This window comes from Symbiobacterium ostreiconchae, from assembly GCF_055396975.1.
On sequence record NZ_AP042454.1, the window covers coordinates 404857 to 424795 of the forward strand.

General features: G+C 69.2%; 19 protein-coding genes. 5 read left to right on the forward strand and 14 right to left on the reverse strand.

The features are described 5' to 3' along the window. Positions 1-2: 2 nt before the first annotated feature. From hisIE to ACZ5UM_RS01925, 9 genes are all read right to left on the reverse strand, one after another. Positions 3-698, reverse strand: a complete 696-nt coding sequence (gene hisIE / locus ACZ5UM_RS01885) for a bifunctional phosphoribosyl-AMP cyclohydrolase/phosphoribosyl-ATP diphosphatase HisIE (protein WP_464846661.1) — start codon at positions 696-698, stop codon at positions 3-5. Continuing rightward, entirely contained in the window at positions 695-1459 is a 765-nt protein-coding gene (hisF, locus tag ACZ5UM_RS01890) for an imidazole glycerol phosphate synthase subunit HisF (RefSeq protein ID WP_464846662.1), read from the reverse strand. Before hisF ends, hisIE begins: the two co-directional genes overlap by 4 nt. Positions 1460-1488: 29 nt before the next feature. Next, a complete protein-coding gene (gene hisA, locus ACZ5UM_RS01895) occupies positions 1489-2211 on the reverse strand; it encodes a 1-(5-phosphoribosyl)-5-[(5-phosphoribosylamino)methylideneamino]imidazole-4-carboxamide isomerase (protein WP_464846663.1) in 723 nt (240 codons plus the stop codon). Beyond that, a complete protein-coding gene (gene hisH / locus ACZ5UM_RS01900) occupies positions 2178-2816 on the reverse strand; it encodes an imidazole glycerol phosphate synthase subunit HisH (protein ID WP_464846664.1) in 639 nt (212 codons plus the stop codon). Before hisH ends, hisA begins: the two co-directional genes overlap by 34 nt. Continuing rightward, entirely contained in the window at positions 2816-3409 is a 594-nt protein-coding gene (gene hisB, locus ACZ5UM_RS01905) for an imidazoleglycerol-phosphate dehydratase HisB (protein ID WP_464846666.1), read from the reverse strand. The genes hisH and hisB overlap by 1 nt, the downstream gene beginning before the upstream one ends. A gap of 5 nt (positions 3410-3414) precedes the next feature. Then, entirely contained in the window at positions 3415-4749 is a 1335-nt protein-coding gene (gene hisD, locus ACZ5UM_RS01910) for a histidinol dehydrogenase (RefSeq protein WP_464846668.1), read from the reverse strand. A 34-nt stretch (positions 4750-4783) separates the two neighbouring features. Next, a complete protein-coding gene (gene hisG / locus ACZ5UM_RS01915; RefSeq protein WP_464846670.1) occupies positions 4784-5527 on the reverse strand; it encodes an ATP phosphoribosyltransferase in 744 nt (247 codons plus the stop codon). Positions 5528-5546: 19 nt separating this feature from the next. Then, a complete protein-coding gene (gene hisZ, locus ACZ5UM_RS01920) occupies positions 5547-6746 on the reverse strand; it encodes an ATP phosphoribosyltransferase regulatory subunit (protein WP_464846671.1) in 1200 nt (399 codons plus the stop codon). Between the two features lie 130 nt (positions 6747-6876). After that, positions 6877-7137 carry an RNA recognition motif domain-containing protein gene (locus tag ACZ5UM_RS01925; protein ID WP_464846673.1) on the reverse strand — a complete coding sequence of 87 codons (261 nt, stop codon included), beginning with the start codon at positions 7135-7137 and terminating at the stop codon, positions 6877-6879. A 290-nt stretch (positions 7138-7427) separates the two neighbouring features. Here ACZ5UM_RS01925 and ACZ5UM_RS01930 point away from each other — a divergent pair, with 290 nt between their 5' ends. From ACZ5UM_RS01930 to ACZ5UM_RS01945, 4 genes are all read left to right on the forward strand, one after another. Next, positions 7428-9296 carry a monovalent cation:proton antiporter family protein gene (locus ACZ5UM_RS01930; protein ID WP_464846675.1) on the forward strand — a complete coding sequence of 623 codons (1869 nt, stop codon included), beginning with the start codon at positions 7428-7430 and terminating at the stop codon, positions 9294-9296. A gap of 149 nt (positions 9297-9445) precedes the next feature. Then, positions 9446-10822 carry a tyrosine phenol-lyase gene (locus ACZ5UM_RS01935; RefSeq protein ID WP_464846678.1) on the forward strand — a complete coding sequence of 459 codons (1377 nt, stop codon included), beginning with the start codon at positions 9446-9448 and terminating at the stop codon, positions 10820-10822. Positions 10823-10981: 159 nt separating this feature from the next. Then, entirely contained in the window at positions 10982-11854 is an 873-nt protein-coding gene (locus ACZ5UM_RS01940) for a formate/nitrite transporter family protein (protein ID WP_464846679.1), read from the forward strand. 64 nt (positions 11855-11918) lie between these two features. Then, the gene (locus ACZ5UM_RS01945; RefSeq protein WP_464846681.1) at positions 11919-12524 is read left to right on the forward strand and encodes a hypothetical protein; all 606 of its coding nucleotides are present in this window, start codon (positions 11919-11921) and stop codon (positions 12522-12524) included. A 62-nt stretch (positions 12525-12586) separates the two neighbouring features. Here the strand turns inward: ACZ5UM_RS01945 and ACZ5UM_RS01950 are convergent, their stop codons facing one another. The 4 genes from ACZ5UM_RS01950 to ACZ5UM_RS01965 all read right to left on the reverse strand — a co-directional run bounded on the left by ACZ5UM_RS01950 (position 12587) and on the right by ACZ5UM_RS01965 (position 16688). Continuing rightward, positions 12587-12898, reverse strand: coding sequence for a YerC/YecD family TrpR-related protein (locus tag ACZ5UM_RS01950; protein ID WP_464846682.1), 312 nt, complete (start codon positions 12896-12898; stop codon positions 12587-12589). A 131-nt stretch (positions 12899-13029) separates the two neighbouring features. Beyond that, positions 13030-13215 carry a hypothetical protein gene (locus ACZ5UM_RS01955; RefSeq protein ID WP_464846684.1) on the reverse strand — a complete coding sequence of 62 codons (186 nt, stop codon included), beginning with the start codon at positions 13213-13215 and terminating at the stop codon, positions 13030-13032. A gap of 176 nt (positions 13216-13391) precedes the next feature. Beyond that, positions 13392-15728, reverse strand: coding sequence for a nitric-oxide reductase large subunit (locus ACZ5UM_RS01960; RefSeq protein ID WP_464846687.1), 2337 nt, complete (start codon positions 15726-15728; stop codon positions 13392-13394). Positions 15729-15944: 216 nt separating this feature from the next. Then, on the reverse strand, positions 15945-16688 hold the full coding sequence (locus ACZ5UM_RS01965) for an SIMPL domain-containing protein (RefSeq protein WP_464846689.1): 744 nt from the start codon (positions 16686-16688) through the stop codon (positions 15945-15947). A gap of 152 nt (positions 16689-16840) precedes the next feature. Between ACZ5UM_RS01965 and ACZ5UM_RS01970 the strand changes: the two genes are divergently transcribed. Beyond that, on the forward strand, positions 16841-17899 hold the full coding sequence (locus ACZ5UM_RS01970) for an alpha/beta hydrolase (protein ID WP_464846690.1): 1059 nt from the start codon (positions 16841-16843) through the stop codon (positions 17897-17899). Here the strand turns inward: ACZ5UM_RS01970 and ACZ5UM_RS01975 are convergent. Then, positions 17829-19934 (reverse strand): putative bifunctional diguanylate cyclase/phosphodiesterase, encoded by a 2106-nt coding sequence (locus ACZ5UM_RS01975; protein WP_464846691.1) that lies wholly within the window; start codon positions 19932-19934, stop codon positions 17829-17831. The two genes, ACZ5UM_RS01970 and ACZ5UM_RS01975, sit on opposite strands and share 71 nt — an antisense overlap. Positions 19935-19939: the final 5 nt, after the last annotated feature.

The following is a 19939-nucleotide window of genomic DNA, read 5'->3' on the forward strand; positions in this document are numbered from 1 at the left end:
GGCTAGTCCTCCTTCTGCTGCTCCCGCCGTTTCCCCCGCCGGCTGGCCAGCTGATCGGCCACATCCGCCGGGCCCAGCCCCTGGTCCACCAGGGCGACCAGGGTGTGAAACCAGAGGTCGGCCACCTCGAATGCCAGGTTCTCCCGGTCCCGGTTCTTCACGGCCAGCACCACCTCGGTGGCCTCCTCGCCGATCTTCTTGCAGTAGGCGTCGGGCCCCCTGCGGAACAGCCTGCTGGTGTAGCTCTCCGGGTCCGGGTGCGCCCGCCGCTCCAGCAGGACGGCGGTCAGCTCCCGCAGGATCGAACCGATGTCGTAGGGCACCGTATCATCCGGCTGGACGGGCCAGAACGCGGTGTCGATCAGGGCCTTGGGCGAGCCGTCGACACGGCGGGTGAAGCAGGAGTAGGTGCCCTCGTGGCAGGCCACCCCCTCCTGCTCCACCAGGAGCAGGAGCGAATCGCCGTCGCAGTCGGTGCGGATCTCCCGCACCCGCTGCACGTGGCCCGAGGTCGCGCCCTTCTGCCAGAGCTCCTGCCGGCTGCGGGACCAGTACCAGGCCACCCCGGTTTCGAGGGTGCGCCGGAGCGAATCGGCGTTCATGTACGCCTGCATCAGCACCTGGCCGGTCCGCACGTCCTGCACGATGGCCGGAATCAGCCCGTCGGGGCCCCATTTCAGCGTCAGCGTCTCCGTCATGACCGTACCTGCACCCCTCTCTCCCGGAGGAAGGTCTTCACCCCTTCCACCGTGTGCTCCCCGGTGTGGAAGATCGAGGCGGCCAGGGCGGCGTCCGCCCGGCCCACGGTCAGAACTTCGAGGATGTCCTCCGGGCTCCCTGCCCCGCCGGAGGCGATGACCGGGATGGTCACCGCGTCCGCCAGGGCCTGGTGCAGCTCGATGTCGTACCCCGCGCGCGTGCCGTCGGCGTCGATGGAGGTCACCAGCAGCTCGCCCGCGCCGCGCCGCTGGGCTTCCTGCGCCCAGGCGATCGCGTCCAGCCCCGTCGGCGTGCGGCCGCCGTGCAGGTAGACTTCCCAGCCGCCCTCGGGCTTCCGCTTGCAGTCGATGGCGATCACCAGCGTGGACGACCCGAACAGGTCGGCGATCTCGTTGATGAGGTCCGGCCGCTGGACGGCCGCTGTGTTCACGGACACCTTGTCCGCGCCCGCCCGCAGGTACGCCTTCACATGATCGACGCTGCTCACGCCCCCGCCGATGGTGAGCGGGATGAAGACCTGCTCTGCGGCCCGGCTCAGGAGGTCCAGGGTGGCCGCCCGCCCCTCCCAGGACGCGTGGATGTCGAGGAAGACGATCTCATCCGCCCCCTGCCGGTCGTACTCGGCCGCCAGGGCCACCGGGTCGCCGGCGTCCCAGGTGTTCAGGTGAAACTGGACGTTCTTGACCACCCGCCCGTCCTTGATGTCCAGGCAGGGGATGATGCGCTTCGCGAGGGGCATGATGTCGTCTCCTCCTTCTGTGCGCAGATCTAGCCGCAGATCGGCAGGGCCGCCGCCAGGTCCACCGCCCCGGTGTAGAGCGCCCTGCCCAGGATCGCCCCGACCACGCCGGGGATCTCCCGGAGCCGCCGGATATCCTCCAGCGACGCGATCCCGCCGCTGGCGACGACGTCGAGCCCGGTCCGGCCCATCGCTTCCAGTTCGGCGAAGTTGGGGCCGGTGAGCATGCCGTCGGTGGCGATGTCGGTGTAGATCGCCGTCCGCACGCCCGCCTCCCGGACCCGGGCGGCCAGGTCCGCGGCCCGAACCTCCGTCACCTCCACCCAGCCCCGTACGGCGACGAGGCCGCCGCGGGCGTCAATCGAGACCGCGATCCGGTCGGGGCCGTAGCGCGCGACGGCCCGGGCCGGCAGGTCGCCCTCCAGCGCCGAGGTGCCGATGACCGCCCGGGCGGCGCCGAGCGCCAGCGCCGCCTCCACCGCCTCCAGGCTGCGCAGGCCCCCGCCGAGCTGGATCTTCACGCCGGGAACGGCCGCCACGATGGCCCGTAAGGCGTCGGCGTTCTGCGGCCGGCCGCGGACCGCCCCGTCCAGGTCCACCACGTGGATCCAGCGGGCGCCGGCCGCCGCCCAGCGGGCCGCCACCTCCGCCGGGTCCGACCCGTAGACCGTCGCCTCGTCCATCCGCCCCTGCCGGAGCCGCACCACCTGCCCGGCCTTCAGGTCGATGGCCGGAAAGAGCTCGAATCGCATACCGTTCTCCCCCAGTTGGCCAGGATCCGGAGCCCCACCCGGGAAGACTTCTCGGGGTGGAACTGGATGCCCAGCAGGTTCTCGCGGCCCACCACCGCGGGGTAGGTGCGGCCGTACGCCGTCGTGGCCAGCGCTGCGGACGGCGGCTCCCCCTCGACGGCGTAACTGTGGTCGAAGTACGCCCAGAAGGCGGGTGGCAGGCCGGCGAAGACCGGGTGGTCCCGCCGCGGCTCCACCAGGTTCCAGCCGATGTGGGGCAGCGGCTGCCCGCCGGGCAGGCGGTTGACCCGTCCTTCGAACAGGCCCAGCCCCGGCCGGAGGCCGCCCTCCTCGCCCGCCGTGAACAGGAGCTGCATGCCCAGGCAGATGCCCAGGACGGGCCGCCCGGCGGCCGCCGCCGCCCGCACCGCCCGGTCGAGCCCGCGGCGGGTCAGGTTCCGCATGCCGGCGCCGAAGGCGCCCACCCCGGGCAGCACCAGGGCGTCCGCCCCGGCCACGACCGCCGGGTCCTCGCTCACCCCGGCCTCCAACCCCACTGCCCGCAGGGCGTTCCGGACGCTGCGGAGGTTGCCCATGCCGTAGTCGACGATGACGATCCGGGCCATCACAGCAGGGCTCCCTTGGTGGAGGGGATTCCCTGGACCCTGGGATCCCGGGACACGGCCTCCCCCAGGGCCCGGGCGAAGGCCTTGAAGAGCCCTTCGATCATGTGGTGGGTGTTCTGTCCGTAGTGCACCTTCAGGTGAAGGGTGATGCCGGCGTTCATCGCCAGGGCGCGGAAGAACTCGGGGACCAGCTCGGTGTCGAAGTCGCCGACCTTCTGCGCCGGCAGCAGGGCGTCGAAGACCAGGTAGGGCCGGCCGCTGACGTCGACGGCGGCAAAGGCCAGCGTCTCGTCGAAGGGGACGAAGGCCGAGCCGTAGCGGCGGATGGAGCGGCCGTCGCCCAGGGCCTGGCGCAGCGCCTGACCGAGGACGATGCCGGTGTCCTCCACCGTGTGGTGCGCGTCGATGTGCAGGTCGCCCACGGCCCGGACCGTCAGATCCATGAGGCCGTGGCGGGCGATCTGGTCCAGCATGTGGTCGAAGAAGGGCACGCCCGTATCGATGTCCGCCTGGCCGGCGCCGTCGAGCCGCCAGGTGACGGCGATCTCGGTCTCCCGGGTCTTGCGGCTTGCCTGGCCGATGCGCTCTCCCATCCTGCCTACCTCCCTCGCTCGGTGCCGCCGCCCGCCGCTGCCCCCGGCGCCGGCCCGGCCTGTGCCTGCAGCCGGATCTGCATGGACGCCGCGTGGGCCTGCAGCGCCTCCGTGAGCGCCAGGCGGACCGCGTGCGGCGCCTGGGCCCGGAAGGCGGCCTCGCTGTAGCAGGTGACCGCCGAACGCTTGATGAACGTCTCGACGTTCACCGGAGACGCGTACCGGGCGGTGCCCTCGGTGGGGATCACGTTGGACGGCCCGGCGATGTAGTCGCCGATGGCCTCGGGTGTCCACCGGCCCATGAAGATGGAGCCGGCGTGCCGCACCCGCGGCAGGAAGGACCAGGGGTCGGCCAGGTTGATCTCCAGGTGCTCGGGCCCGACGGCGTTGACCAGGTCGGCCGCCTCCTCCAGCGTGCCGACCACCAGCGCCGCGCCCAGCTCCGCCACGGAACGGCGGATGGTCTCCGCCCGGGGCAGGGCCTCCGCCTGCCGCGCCATCTCGGCCCCAACCGCCTCGACGCGCTGCGGCCCAGCCACCGTGACCAGGATCACCATCCCGTTGGGGTGCTCGGCCTGGCTCAGCAGGTCGGCCGCCAGCCACCCGGCATCGGCGCTGCCGTCGTCTACAGCCAGCACCTCGGTCGGCCCGGCCAGCATGTCGATGCCGACGGGACCGAAAACCAGCTTCTTGGCCAGCGTCACGTAGTAGTTGCCCGGGCCGGCGATCTTGTCCACCCGGGGCACGGTCGCCGTGCCGTAGGCCATGGCCCCGATGGCCTGCGCGCCGCCCACCTTGTACACGTCCTTCACGCCCGCGGCCCGGGCGGCGGCCAGCATGTGCGGGTCGATCTTCCCGCTGCGGTCCGGCGGGGTGCAGACGATCACTTCCTTCACCCCGGCCACCACGGCGGGGATGGCGGTCATCAGGAGGCAGGAGAAAAGCGGCGCCGATCCGCCGGGCACATACACCCCCGCCCGGTCCACCGCCGTGACCTGCTGGCCGATGATCGTGCCGTCGGGCCGGGTCATGAACCACGAAGACGGCACCTGCGGCCGGTGGAAGGCGGCGATGTTGTCGACCGCGACCTGAAGGGCCGCGCGGAACTCGTCCGACACGGCGGCCTCCGCCTCCCGGTACTCCGCCTCGGTCACCCGGAGCCCGACCGCCTCCAGGTCGGCGCCGTCAAACTGCCGGGTGAGGTCATAGAGCGCCGCGTCGCCCTCCCGGCGGACCCGGTCCAGGATGGCGCGCACCTGCGCCTCCACCTCCGGGTAGAACTCAGTGCGGCGCCGGTTCAGGAACTCCAGGAACGCCTGCGGCTCCCATACCTTCAGCATGACGATCTCCTCCTGTGCGCTCTGCAACCGCAGGCTACGGTTCTGCGGCCGACTCCCGCTGTGCAGCATGGTTCTGCTCCGGAGCGGATTCCTGGCCGTGCGCGGCGGCCACCTCGTGCTGCGCGGCAGACTCCCGCAGTGCGACCAGTTCCCGCAGGCGGCGGACGATCGGCGCGATGCGCTCGGCCTGAAGCCGGTACGCGGCCCGGTTGGCGATGAGCCGCATCGACGAGGTCCACAGCTCCTCGACCACGGCCAGGTTGTTCTCCCGCAGGGTGCGGCCGGTCTCCACGATGTCGACGATCAGGTCCGCCAGCCCCACCTTGGGCGCCACCTCGATGGAGCCATGCAGGAAGATGGTCTCCACCTGCAGGCCCCGGCTGTTGAAGTAGGCTTCCGTCATGCGCGGATACTTCGTCGCCACGCGCTGCGTGGAGCGGCCGTTCAGCAGCTGCCGGGGGTCCACGCCCGCCGGCGCCGCCAGCACGAAGCGGCACTTGCTGTAGCCCAGGTCAAGCAGCTCGTAGACCTGGGGCTCGGCTTCCATCAGCACGTTCTTGCCCACGATGCCCAGGTCGGCGGCGCCGTACTCCACGTAAGTGGGCACGTCGGAGTCGCGGGCGATGATGAAGCGCGTGCCCTGCCGCGGGCACTCCACGTACAGGCTCCGCCCCTCCTCTGGCTCCAGCTCGGGCCCCGCCAGGCCGGCCTCCCGCAGGAACTGGACCGTGGAGGCGTACGGACGGCCTTTGGGCAGCGCGATGGTCAGCGGTGACATGCGTGAAGGCTCCTTCCCTCTAATGAATCGGCGGGACCCCCGGGCTCAGGACCCGGGCAGCGCCCCGGCAGCGGGCGTAGGCCGCGAGCGCTTCACCTGTCCGGCCCAGGAGGTCCACCTCGACGGCCAGCCCCTGCGCCCGGAGCCGTGCCGCCCAGGCCATCGCCTTCGCCTCCTGGCCGGGCGGGCAGGCGATCACGGCGTCGAGCCCGGCCTCTGCGGCGGGCGCCCGCTGCTGCTCCTGCGCCATCAGCAGCCGGTCGACCTCCAGCGCGAAGCCGGTGGCGGCCAGCGGCCGGCCGAACTCGGCCACCAGGTTGTCGTAGCGCCCGCCACCCATCACGGGCTGGCCGATCCCCGGCAGGTAGCCCTCGAAGACCACCCCCGTGTAGTAGCCCAGCGAGCGCACCAGGCCCAGGTCCAGGTTCACCTGGTCGGCCACGCCCAGGGCCTCCAGCACCTCCAGCACCCTGCCCAGGTGCTGGAGCGCCGCGGTCACCCGGCCGCCGATGCCGCCGAAGCGGTCCATCGCCTCCCGGAAGCTGCCGTGGAAATGGACCAGCCCCAGCAGCAGGTCCGCCTGCTCGCCGGAAAGGCCGGCCTGCGCGACGCCGTACTCGAAGGCCACCAGGTCCCGGGAGACCATGGCCTCTTTCAGGGCGGCAGCCGCCCCCGGGGCCACGCCGGCGCTCTCGAACAGCCCCTCGACGATGCCCACGTGGCCCAGGCCGATGCGGAACCCGTCGAGCTCCGCCGCCTGCACCGCGGCGCACGCCAGGCTGATCACTTCGGCATCGGCCGCCTCTCCCGAGGCGCCCACCAGCTCCACCCCGGCCTGCCAGATCTCGCTGGTCGCACCGGCTCTGAGCTCGCGGTGCCGGAAGACCGGCGCAAAATAAGAAAGCCGGAGCGGCAGGGGCTCGTCGGTCAGGCGGGTGGCCACCAGGCGGGCGATGGGCGTCGTCATGTCCGGGCGCAAGGCCAGGGTGCGGCCCTTGCGGTCGAAGAACTGGTAGAGGTCCTCCCGGCGGCCCCAGTTGGCGGCCCCGACGGAGACGGCCTCCAGGTACTCGATGACCGGCGGGCAGACCTCCCGGTAACCCCAGGTGCGGAAGACGCTGTCCAGCCGCGCGGACAGGCGGCGCATCCCCGCGGCCTCTGCGGGCAGGCGGTCGCGCACGCCATCCGGAACCTGTGTGCGAGTTACCGGCGCGCTCACGGCCATCCCCTCCGTGCTTTAGTCGGCTAATGTGGTAAATAACTAAAACGAACCTACCATAACGACCGGCTTTTGGTCAAGAGGCGCGCGAAAAACCCGACCGGAGAACCGGTCGGGTGGGGTGAGGGGGCTACAGACCGCCCTGACGGGCCTGCGCCTCGTTGACGGTGAGAGGCCGGCCCCCGTATTCGTAATTGTGCAGCTCTGCGATGGCCCTGCGCGCGGCCTCCTCCTCCGCCATGTCCACGAAGCCGAAGCCGCGGGAGCGGCCGGTTTCACGGTCGGTGATGATGCGGGCGTTCTGCACCTCGCCGTAGGGTTCAAAGAGCGCGCGCAGGTCCTCGGGTGTGGTGCTCCAGGGCAGGTTTCCCACGTAGATGCTGAATGGCACGATCCGTTGCCTCCTCTTGTTGGGGCGCCGATCCGATCGGATCCTCAGAGCCCTGTTGCCGATTTGGCTTCATTGTGCGCGACCCGGTCCGCTTCACGCGGGAGAAAATCTGGCGCGCCCAACGCCCGCAATTTGGCTGAGCGGCTCTCCCCTGGCGGCGGTGCGCCGAGCCCGGCGTGGACGCGGTTGCAGGCTGTAAGGGGAATCGTGTTGTGGAAGAATCAGGGCGCATGATATTGTGATGATATAACACGAAAATCTCGCCTATCGGCATTGAAAGGGTGGATGGCATGCCTCATCACGGCCCGGCCCTGGGCAGCCTGGTCCTGGTCGCTGTCCTGGCCTTCGTGGTGCCGCTCCTGCTCAACCGGCTGAAGCGGGTGCGGATTCCCATTGCCGCCGGAGAGATTCTGGCCGGCATGCTGGTCGGCAAGAGCGGCCTCGGCCTGGTGCACAGCGACGAGCTGCTCTCCATTTTCAATTTCCTGGGGATCGGCGCCCTCATGTTCCTCGCCGGGTTGGAGATCGACCTGGCTTCGCTGGTGAGCGGGGGCGCCCGGCCGAAAGGGCGTCCCGCCTGGCTGGCGCGCCTGCATCATCCGCTCGCGCTCGGCGTCGTGATCTTCCTGCTCACCGCGTACGGCGCGTGGTGGTTCGCCAGGGTGCTGCAGCAGCGCGGGCTGGTGGAGGAGCCGCTTTTCCTCACGCTCATCATCACCACATGCGGCCTCTCGATCATCATGCCCGTGCTGAAGGACCGGCACATGCTCACCGATCCCTTCGGACAGGTGCTGTTCTCCACCGCGGTGATCGCGGACTTCCTGCCGATGCTGGGCCTGTCGGTGCTCGCGGCCGTGAAGCTCAACGGCTCCGCGCTGGAGGCGCTCTGGATCCTGGCCCTCATCGCCTTCGGCGCCGCCGTCTACCTGGTCTCCCGGTGGCTCGGGCGGTTCAACCTGCTGGAAGGGCTGACCGGGGGCACCGCGCAGATCTCGGTGCGGGCCGCCTGGGCCCTCATGCTGGTCTTCCTGGCCCTCGCGCAGACCGTAGGGGTCGAGGCGATTCTGGGCTCCTTCCTGGCCGGCCTCCTGCTCTCGATGCTGGCCGGCTCCCACCGGGAGGAGATCACCCACAAGCTGGACGCGCTGGGCTTCGGCTTCCTCATTCCCGTCTTCTTCGTCATGGTGGGCGTCGAGTTTGACCTCCGGGCGCTGCTGAGCGACCCCGGCGCCCTGGCCCTGGTGCCGCTGCTGCTGGCGGGCACGCTGGTGGTCAAGGCGCTGCCCGGCGCCCTGCTGGCCATCTGGCACCCGCCCCGCCGCGCCATCGCGGGGATGATCCTCCTGACGACGCAGATGTCGGTGACCATCGCCGCCTCGGCCGTGGCCTACACCGTAGGCGCCTACGGCGCCTCCACCCACGCCGCGGTGGTGCTCGTGGCCATCGCCACCGCGATCCTCGGACCCATCCTCTTCAACCGCATCCTGGGCGACGCCGAAACGGGCCCGGTGCGCGAGTCGGTGGTGCTGGCCGGCATGAACCGGCTGTCGCTGCACGTGGGCCGCCGGCTGCTGGCGCAGGGCATTCCGGTCTCGGCGGTGGACGAGCACCCGGAGCGCGTGCAGGAGTTTGCCGCCGCCGGCATGCGGGCGGTGCTCGCGGACCCGGCCTCGGCGGAGGGGCTGCGCCAGGCCGGCGCGGAACAGGCCCGCGCCCTGGTCGCGCTCACCGGCGACGAGCGGTCCAACCTGGCCGCCGCTCGCCTGGGGCGCCGGGAGTTCGGCATTCCGCGGGCCATCCTCTTCGCCACCAGCCCGTCCGGGTTCGCCGAAGCCCGGCAGGAGGGGCTGGAGGCGGTCAACCCGGACCTGGCGCCCGCGCTGCTGGTGGAGAGCCTGCTGAGCAGCCCGGCCGCGACGGAGCTGTTCACCGGCGAAAACCAGGACCTGCAGATCCAGGACTTCCCGCTCAACGGCGGCCCGCTGGTGGGTGCGGCCCTGCGGTCGGCGCCGCTGCCCGCGGGGGTGCTGGTGGTGTCGGTGAAGCGCGGGGCCGAGAAGATCGTGCCCCACGGCGGTACGGTGCTGCAGCAGGGGGACCTGCTGACGGTGGTCGGCCCGCCGGATGTCTGGGAAGAGATGCGGCGCCTCACCGGGTGAGGCGCCGCCTGCGCGAAGACCGACTGTCCTTTCCCCCTGTTCAGCTTCGATGTTTTATTCAGGTAAAGACGGGTTGTTCTGGCAGATGCAGGCCACCTATACTGGTCTTGGAGCAGATCAGGCACCGAGCCGGACAGGAGGAATGATCCATGCAGCGACCGGTGGCAGAACCCTACAAGATCAAGGCCGTGGAGCCCATCCGCATGACGACCCGTGCGTACCGGGAACAGGCGATCCGCGAGGCCGGGTACAACACCTTCCTGCTGCGCAGTGAAGACGTGTACATCGACCTGCTGACGGACTCGGGGACCAACGCGATGTCGGACCGGCAGTGGGGCGCCCTGATGATGGGCGACGAGGCCTACGCCGGCGCACGCTCCTTCTTCCGACTGGAAGAAGCGGTGCGCGAGATCTACGGGTTCAAGTTCGTGGTGCCCACCCACCAGGGGCGCGGCGCGGAGCACCTCATCTCGCGCATCCTCATCAAGCCCGGCGACTACGTGCCCGGCAACATGTACTTCACGACCACCCGCGCCCACCAGGAGATGCAGGGGGGCACGTTCGTCGACGTGATCATCGATGAGGCCCACGATCCCCAGGCCAACCACCCGTTCAAGGGGAACGTGGACATCGCCAAGTTCGAGGCGCTCATTGACCGGGTCGGGGCCGACAAGATCCCGTACATCAACGTGGCGCTCACGGTCAACATGGCCGGCGGCCAGCCCGTCTCCATGGCCAACCTGCGGGAGGTGCGGAAGGTCTGCGACCGGCACGGCATCCGCATGTGGAGCGACGCGACCCGCGCCGTGGAGAACGCCTGGTTCATCAAGGAGCGGGAGGAAGGCTACCAGGACAAGCCGGTCCGGGAGATCCTGAAGGAGATGATGTCCTACTTCGACGGCTGCACCATGTCGGGGAAGAAGGACTGCCTCGTCAACATCGGCGGCTTCCTGGCCATGAACGAGGAATGGATCCTGCAGAAGGCCCGGGAGCAGGTGGTGATCTTTGAGGGCATGCCCACCTACGGCGGCCTGGCCGGCCGGGACATGGAGGCCATCGCGCAGGGCATCTACGAGATGGTGGACGACGACTACATCGCCCACCGCATCCACCAGGTGCGCTACCTGGGCGAGCAGCTGCTGGAGGCGGGCATCCCCATCGTGCAGCCCATCGGCGGCCACGCCGTGTTCCTGGACGCCCGGGCCTTCCTGCCGCACCTCAGGCAGGACCAGTTCCCCGCCCAGGCACTGGCTGCGGCGCTCTATGTGGATTCCGGAGTGCGCGCCATGGAGCGGGGCATCGTCTCGGCCGGGCGCGATCCCAAGACCGGCGACCACATCTACCCGAAGCTGGAGCTCGTGCGCCTCACGATTCCGCGCCGGGTCTACACCGACCGGCACATGGACGTGGTCGCCTATTCGGTCAAGGAGCTGTGGAAGCACCGCGATTCGATTCCGGGGCTGCGCATGGTCTACGAGCCGCCCACGCTGCGGTTCTTCACGGCCCGCTTCGAGCCGATCAGCTGACGGCGATAGGGAAAAAGGAGGCCCAGCAGCGCGCTGCTGGGCCCTCGCATTAGAGACCCAACCGGATGGCGCGCGCACCGGATCACCGGTATCATCGAACGTGGGTCCGCGGCGACATCCGCAGCGATACATGCAGCGATACATAAGGAGGCATCATCCGTGACACAGACACCCGCAGTCGACCTGCACCCGCCCGCCGAGATCGCGCGGCGCATGGAGCAGCTCGGCGTCACCAAGTGCGCCCTTCCGCCGCACCGCCGCGCGCTCCTCTCCATCGCCGCCGGCGCCTTCATCGCGCTGGGCGGCATCACATACCAGGTGGCCCTGGCCGGCTGGCAGGGCAGTTACGGCGCCGGCCAGATTCTGGGGGGCCTGTCGTTTACCCTCGGTCTTGCGCTGGTGGCTCTGGCCGGGGCGGAGCTCTTCACCGGCAACACCCTGATCGTCATGGCTTTCGCCAGCCGGAAGATCAGCCTGCGTCAGATGATGGCCAACTGGGCGTCGGTCTGGCTGGGCAACGCGGTGGGCGCAGTGCTCATCGCCCTGCTGGCCTACAGTGCACAAGTCTGGGCCGGGGGCGGCAACCTGGTCGGGCTGAAGGCGCTGAGCATCGGCGCCGCCAAGGCCGCGCTCCCCTTCGGCGTGGCGTTCGCCCGGGGCATTCTGGCCAACATCCTGGTGACGCTGGCGGTCTGGGCGTACTCCGGCGGGCGCACGGCCGCGGACAAGATCGCGGCCATGCTCCTGCCGATCACCGCCTTCGTCGCCATGGGCGGGGAACACTCGATTGCCAACCTCTTCTTCCTTCCCTACGCCCTCATGCTCAAGGCCACGCCGGCGGTGGCGGGGCTGCCCGGCGCGCCCGCAGACCTGCTGCCGCATCTCACGCTGTGGGGCGTCGGCCAGAACCTGGTCGCCTCCACGCTGGGCAACCTCGTCGGCGGCGCGGTGTGCGTGGGGTTGTTCTACTGGTTCGCCTTCCGCTGGCGCGAATCTGACGGTGCGGGCAGCAAGAGCCATCGGGCCGCGTAACCAACCGGGCGGTTCCTACATACGCTGGACCTGAACTCGTGTGCGCGAAAGGAGAGGAAGGTCCATGCAACAGCCCGGCATGGCAACCTACGGTCCGCAGGCGCCGGTTCAGGGCCAGCCCCAGGCCGCCCTGGCAGCGCCGGCTCCGTTCCCGGCCGGCCCGTACGGGGCGCCGCCCTTTGCACCTGCCGGTGCGCCTGCCCAGGGCCAGCAGCCGCCGAATCCGGCCCAGGTGCTCACCCAGCAGCTGGTGCAGACGGCCAGGGCGCTGGAGCAGCTCTTCCCCGGCTACCAGGCGCTGCTCTCGCTCCTGCTGGAGGCCAGCAGTGCCGCCCCCTCGCCGGCGCTGAACGAGGCGGTTCGCAGCGTCGAGGAGGGCCTCTACTACCACGGCGCCACGCTGGGAGCGATCCGGCGGATCCTCTGTGGCGAGGCGACTCCGAACGTACTTATGAACCTGGCCGCGGGCTTCCACGGGCTCAGCCGCATTCAGCCCCGGATGCGTGCGGCCGCGGAACAGGTGCTCTCGGTGATGCCGTCCGTCCGGCACAGCCTGACCGGCAGTCTGGTTCAGTCCGTCGCTGCCGCAGACGGCGTGCTCGGCACCGTGGGCACCGCCATCCAGAGCCTGGTCGGGCCGCAGACGTGGGAGATGGCCAGGGCGACATAAGGCCCGGGAGACGGAAAGCGGCACAGGGGGGCGTTCCCCCTGTGCCTGCTTTCGCCCGGGCCTCATTTTTTCTCCTTGTACTCGTTCTTCGTCCGTTCGAGAACGATGCGGTATCCGTCAGCCCCGTAGTTGAGGCACTTCTTCACGCGGCTAATGGTGGCCGTGCTGGCGCCCGTTGCCGCAACGATGTCCTCGTAGGTCATGCCCGCGTCCAGCATCTTGGCCACCTCGAGTCGTTGCGCCAGCGCCTTGATTTCCCCGATGGTTGCGATGTCCTCGAAGAAGCGGTAGTACTCCTCCACGGTCTTCAGCGTCAGCATCGCTTCAAACAGCTTGTCAGTCAGCTCATCGCGCAGCTTCTCGTTGACCGGCATGCACGGGTTCCCTCCCAGCACAGCACATCTGGGATAACCTATTCGCTTCCGCGGGCGAAAACCCCTTTTGCCAGGCGACGGGCTGTCGCGATAAACCCGGGGTTACGCCTCCACGCCGGCCCGGAACGGCATCATCCCGCCATCGCCAGCATCCCCGCAACGGCCACCAGGCCCATGCCGACGGCCGCGCAGACCTGGAATGCGAGGAAGAATGCGTCGGACAGGTGCCGGTTCCGGCGCAGCGCCACCGCCAGCGGGGCCATCACCAAAATGCCCAGAGCCAGGTCTATGAGTCCCAGTCCGAGAACCGAACCCACGCGATTCCCTCCCTCGTTGTCGGTTTTTTCTGTCTTCTGTGGTATTTATATTTCCCCCGGCCTTTTCCCTGCCGGTCCTGCGGTAAGTCTTCTGGCCCGGCGGTCTGCAAAACAGGAAGGGGCCCCCTCCTTCCGTCCAGGAGGGGACCCCGCCAAATCGTGCAACGCCGCGCGGATCAGTCCGCCGCGTGGGTGGCCTCGTCCACCACGATGGCCTCACCCGTGGCTGGCTGCACCGACCGCAGGTTCAGGAGGCCGCGGAAGGCCAGCCACACCAGCGGCAGGATGCCGGGCACCAGGAACACCGTATCGGGTATAGCCCGCAGCCACATCAGGGTGTTGACGAGCGGCCGCCGGTAGAAGCTGAAGTCGCGGGCGGCATAGAAGCCGTTGGTGAACGATTCGGCCAGCTGCATGAAGCCTACGGGGATCAAGGTGACCAGCAGCATCCCCATGAGCCCGATGTTCAGCCCCCAGAACGAGAGCGCCACGGCTCGGTCGCTCCACTTCTCGGGCTTCATGATGCTGCGCAGCACGTAGAGGGCCAGGGCGATCGCCAGCATGCCGTAAACGCCCATCAAGGCGCCATGGCCGTGGGCCGGCGTCAGCCAGGATCCGTGCTGGAAGTAGTTGACGATGGGCAGGTTGATCAGGAACCCCAGCATGCCGGCACCGAAGAGGTTCCAGAAGGCCACCGAGACCAGGAACCAGAACGTGCCGCGATAGGGAAAGTCGACGCCGCCTTCCCGGGCCATCTTGTACTGCTCCCACGCCTCCACCATCAGCAGGGTCAGCGGCACGACCTCCAGGGCGCTGAACACCGCGCCGAGGCCGATCCACATCTCCGGCGCCCCGATCCAGTAATAGTGGTGGCCGGTGCCGATGACCCCCGAGCCCATCAGGATGATGAGCTGGAAGTAGAGGGCACGCACGGTGGAGCGCTCGGTGACCAGCTTCAGCGAGACCATCAGATAGCCGACGATGACAACGGCGAAGACCTCGAAGATGCCCTCCACCCAGAGGTGAATGATCCACCAGCGCCAGTAGTCGGCGTAGGTGATGTGCGTGTCGGGGTTGATGAAGAAAGCGAACACGTAGAAGAGCGGGATGGCGACGGAGGTATACAGGAGCAGGTGCCGCAGGCCGCCGGGGTCCGCCTCGGCCCTCAGGGGCCGGCGCAGCCCGCGCCAGAGGATGAAGACCCAGAGGCCCAGGCCGGCCGTGAGCAGAACCTGCCAGAACCGGCCGAGTTCGAGGTACTCCCAGCCCTGGTGCCCCAGCAGCCACCACAGGTTTCCGAGGTAGCCCTTCACGCCCAGCCACTCGCCGATGAGGGAGCCGCCCACCACGACGACCAGGGCCCAGAAGAGCACGTCGATCAAGACCGGCTGACCGGCCGGCTCCTCTCCCGCAATCGCCGGCGCGGTGTAGAGGCCCATCGTCAGCCAGGCCGTGGCGATCCAGAAGATCGCCAGCTGCAGATGCCAGCCCTTGGCGATGTTGAACGGCAGCAGGGCCGTCAGGTCGAGGCCGAAGAAGGTGCTGCCTTCAGCGTAATAGTGCGCCAGCAGCCCGCCGAGCAGGCTCTGCACCAGGAAGAGCAGCGTCACCACGAGAATGTACTTGGCCAGCCGCCGCTGGCCGGGCATGACGGCCAACTTGGTGACATCATACCGGGGGAAGACCTGGTAGGCCTGTTCCATCTCCAGCCGGTACCGCTTCTGCAGCCACAGGATGAGGGCCAGGCCGGCGATGAGCAGCGTCACCGATACGGTGGACCACAGAACCGCGGCGTAGCCGGCCTCGTTACCCGACTCGGGGGCATAGGGCCAGTTGTTGGTGTAGGAGTAGTCTTCCCCCGGCCGGTTCGCAGCGGCGAGCCAGGCCGTCCAGGCGAAGAAGTCAGCGATCTGCGTGACCTGATCACCTTCCGCCACCCACTTCCGACCGGTCTCGGGCATGTGCCACTCCTGAATGAGCCCCGGCGGGAGGGCCGCAAGCGGATTGCCGTCCTTGAAGTAGCTGCGGTAGTGGGCCCGCACCGCCTCCAGGGCCTGAACCTGCGCGTCGCTGAAGACCAGCGTACCGGTGGCCTCATCGTACCGGTTCTGCTTGAGTTCTTCCTTCACCAGGGCCGACACGGCGGCCTGGGCCGCAGCGTCGAGCGCCCCGTACGGCGCGCCGTACTCTGCCTCTGCATAGTAGTCCTGCATGGACCGGGTCATGATGTGCAGCGCTTCGGCGGTATAGTCGGGACCCAGGTAGGAACCGTGGCCCAGCACGGTTCCGTAGTCCATGAGGCCGTACTTCTGGTATACGGCCTGGCCGCCCTTGATCTGCTCCGCCGTGGTCAAGACCGAGCCGTCCGGGCCGACGATCTGGTCGGGAATCGGTGCACGTGACCGGAAGATCCAGACGCCCCCCACGATCATGACGGTGAAGGCCAGGAGCAGGGTAAGCAGCAGGGCGTGCTGGAGAAGCCGGTTGGAAGACGGACCTGTGCGTACTGCCATGCGCTCGGACCACCTCCGGGGGTCAATCTGTCGGCCTCAGTGTACCGAATCTTCTCCTCCGGAGGTGTGGTGCCGGGTCACACGGATACGGTGATGCTGGTCACATCCAACCGGGATCCCCCGCGCGCCGGGGGAGCCGGAGACGGCGCCGCCGGGACGGCGCCACCGGCGCGCGGAAAGGCCGGGGGCCTTGCCCCCGGCCTTTCCCATGCTGTACTACTGCAGCTCAAACGTCACCGACACCGTGGCCGTGAACGTGGTGGTCCCGCTGTACACGGGCACGGGCGCCGCCTTGAACGCCCCGTCCAGCGCCATGGGGGCCTCGGCTTCGACCCTCACCATCGAAGAGCCCTGATCCTGTACGCTGACCGACTGGACCCGGGCGATCCTGGCGCCGAACTCGCCGGCCACCAGCTCACCCTTGGCCCTGGCGTCGGCGACCGCCAGCTTCAGGGCCTCTTCCAGCAGCTTCGCGGAGTCCTTGACCGAGAAGGAGATCCCCCGAAGATCGTTGGCCCCGGCCTCCACCGCCGCCTGGATCAGCCCGGCCACGTCATCCAGGTCCTGCGTGGTGATGGAGAGGGTGTTGGTCGCCCGGTAGCCGACCAGCTCCTGCCCGCGCTCCTGCGTCCAGTTGTACTCGGGGGTGAGCTGGAAGACGCTGGTCTGGAGGTCGCCCTCCTTCACGCCCCTGGCCATCACCGCCTCAGCCACCTTGTTGATGGATTCGCTCAGGGCGTTGTAGGCCTCGATCGGCGTCGGCTTGACCTCGGTGACGCCCACGGTGATCACCGCGGTGTCGGGCTTCACCTCGAGCTGGCCCCGGCCCGTCACCGACAGGGTCCGCACGGCATCGTCCTCGGCCGCATGGACCTGGGCGCCCTGGGACGAGAATGCCGCGAGTCCGAGTACCAGGAGTCCGGCAAGGAGAATCGTGAAAAGACCATTCCGGAATCGCATACGGGTCCCTCCTCCGATTGTTGTCCGCGAGTTAGACGGGGGGAAGCCGCGCCGCCGGTTCAACTCTTGCCATGATGGCATGGAAATCCTGGGGCGGATAGGAAGTGGCTGCCGGATAGCGAATGTTCCGACCAGAAGGAGGTATGATCGGCATGTCTTCAGGCATTCGGCAGCGCACCGTTGAGACCGCCCGGCTGAAGATCCACATCCGGGAGGCCGGCTCGGGTCCCGTGCCCGTCGTGCTTCTGCACGGCAACTGCAGCTCCTCGGCCTTCTACGATGACCTGATGCTCGCCCTGGGGCCGGCGTACCGCGCGATCGCCCCCGACCTGCGGGGCTACGGCCAGACCGAACCCCTGCCGGTGGACGCGACCCGGGGCTGCGGCGACTGGGCCGACGACCTGGCCGCCCTGGCGGACGCCCTCGGGCTCGAGCGCTTCCACCTGGCAGGCTGGTCGATGGGCGGCGGCGTGGCCATGCGCTACGCCCTGGACCACGCGCCGCGGCTCCTCTCACTCACCCTCATCGCCCCGCTGAGCCCGTTCGGCTTCGGCGGAACTCGTGACGCAGAAGGCACGCCGACCACCCCGGACTTCGCCGGCTCCGGCGGCGGCACCGTGAACCGGGACTTCGTGCGGCTCATCCAGGAGGGCGACCGCAGCGCCGACCACCCCTCCTCGCCCCGCAACGTGCTGAACAGCTTCTACGTCAAGCCGCCCTTCCGGGGCACGGCAGAACAAGAGGAGCGCTGGGTCGACGCGCTCCTCAGCACCCGGATCGGCGATGATCATTACCCCGGCGACTTCGTGCAGTCGGCCCACTGGCCCGGCGTGGCCCCGGGCACCCGCGGCATCAACAACGCCATGTCGCCCAAGTACCACAACGTGTCCGCCTTCGCCGACATCTCCCCCAAGCCCCCGGTCCTCTGGATCCGCGGCGACAGCGACCAGATCGTCAGCGACACCTCGTTCTTCGACCTGGCCTACCTCGGCCAGATCGGGGCCGTGCCCGGATGGCCGGGTCCCGATGCCTGCCCGCCCCAGCCCATGATCGCCCAGACCCGCACGGTCCTGGAGCGCTACCGCCAGAACGGAGGGCAGTACGAGGAGGTCGTCATCGAGGACGCCGGCCACTCGCCCTTCATTGAACAGCCCGAGACGTTCCTGAAGCACTTCCTGCGCCATCTGGACCAGGCGGGGACGCAGGGGTAACCCCACCCGCACCGAGCCACTCGACGCCGGGCCGGCCGACCAGGTAGCCCTGGGCGTAATCCACGCCGAACTCCCGGACCAGCCGGAGCGTCTCCGAGCGGTCGACGAACTCTGCGATGGTCTCCTGCCCCTGGGACCGGGCCATGGCCACCATGGCCCGGACCAGGTGCTGGTCGGCCGACTCGGTGGGCAGGTTGCGGATGAAAGCGCCGTCGATCTTCAGGTAGTCCACGGGCAACTGCTTCAGCAGGTGCAGGCTGGAGAAGCCTGAACCCACATCGTCCAGCGCGAACCGGCAGCCCAGCCTGCGCATGGCGGTGATGAACCGCCGGGCTTGCTCCAGGTCGCCGATCGCCGCCGTCTCGGTGATTTCGAGCACCAGCCTGGACGGGTCTGCGCCGCTGGCCTCCAGCTCCTCCTGGATCATGCGGGCCAGGCCGGGATCGGAGATGGTCTTGCCGGAGAGGTTCACCTCGAAGGCCTCGATCTCGCTGCCCGGCTGCTGGGCCGCGATGAGCCGGATGGCTTCCCGCAGCACCCATCGGTCGATCTCCTGGATCAGGCCGAACCGCTCCGCCCCGGCCAGGAAGGCTCCGGGCAGGATCAGGGTTCCGTCCTCATCCACCAGGCGGAGCAGAAGCTCCACGCGGGTGACCTTCCCCCGTTTCAGGTCCAGGATGGGCTGCGCGTGCAGCACGAACCGGTTGTCGCGCAGCGCCTCCCGCAGCCGCCGGTCCCACGAGAGCTTGGCGGCCATTTCGTCGCGCTGCTCGTCGGTCTCGTCGAACACGGCCACCGCGTTGCGCCCCGACTCCTTCGCCTTGTACATGGCCAGGTCGGCCTGGGCGAGCAGCGCCTCGGCGGTGAGGCCGTGGTCGGGGAAGAACGTGACGCCGACGGAGGCGGTCATGGTGACGCTCCGGCCCTTCACCTGGAAGTCCTCCTGCTGCACCGCCCGCAGAATCGATTCGGCGACGCTGAGCGCCTCCCGCCCGGTGTAGGGCATGAGGATGGCAAACTCGTCGCCGCCGTGGCGCGCGGCGATGTCGGTGGGCCGCAGCTGCGCCTGGATGATTTCGGCCACGCGCACCAGCACCTGATCGCCTGCCTGATGTCCGAGTGTGTCGTTGATATACTTGAACAGGTCGAGATCCAGAAATACCAGCGCCCCACGCACCCGGTGCTTCCGCGCCAGCTCCAGATACCGTTCCAGCTCCGCCTGGAAGGTCCGGCGGTTGAACAGGCCCGTCAGCGGGTCGCGGCGGGCCAGACGCTTCAGCATCGCCTGGACCCGCTTGTGGCCCGAAATGTCCCGTACCTCCACGATGCGGAGAGGCTCGGATCCGGCGTGGGCGACGGCCACGGTCACCTCAACGTGGACCTCCTGGCCGTCCTTGCGCCGTGCGACCACCTCGCACCCCTGGGGCGCCGCGCCCGCAGGCCCGCCACCGCGGCGGGCCGTCTGCGGCGCCGGCTCCGGGAGCGCGGGCAGGAGCATGCTGAGGGGCCTCCCCAGCACCTCCTCCTCGGCATAGCCGAAGATCTCCGCGGACCGGTTGTTGAAAAGGACGATGCGGCCGTCCCGGTCGGTCGCGATGAGCGCACTGGGCGCCATGCCCACGACCGCCGTCAGCCACTGCTCCGAAGGGCGGAGCGGCCGCAGGATCCACGGCGCCGCAAACAGGCAGAGGTTGACCCCGCCGAAGAAGAACACGCCCGGCCACCAGCGGGACCAGAGCGCGCCCGCGGCGACCAGCGCCGCCGGCAGGGGAGAGAGCGCAAGCGCCGCCGCGCGCCCGGGGCCGGGACGCCCCGACCGCGCGAGCCACAGCAGCGCGCTGCCGCTCAGGAAGAAGGAAACGCCGATGAGCGCGGGGGACAGCCCGCCAAACTCCCGCAAGGGAGCGGCGAAGTGATCGGGCGCGGACAGGATCAGCAGTCCCTGCAGCCACTGGGCTCCCGCCGCGAACCCGGCCAGGCGCCTGATGTCCAGTCGCTGCGTCCCCTGTCCCTTCGGTACCCCTGCAAAGCTCACGGCTC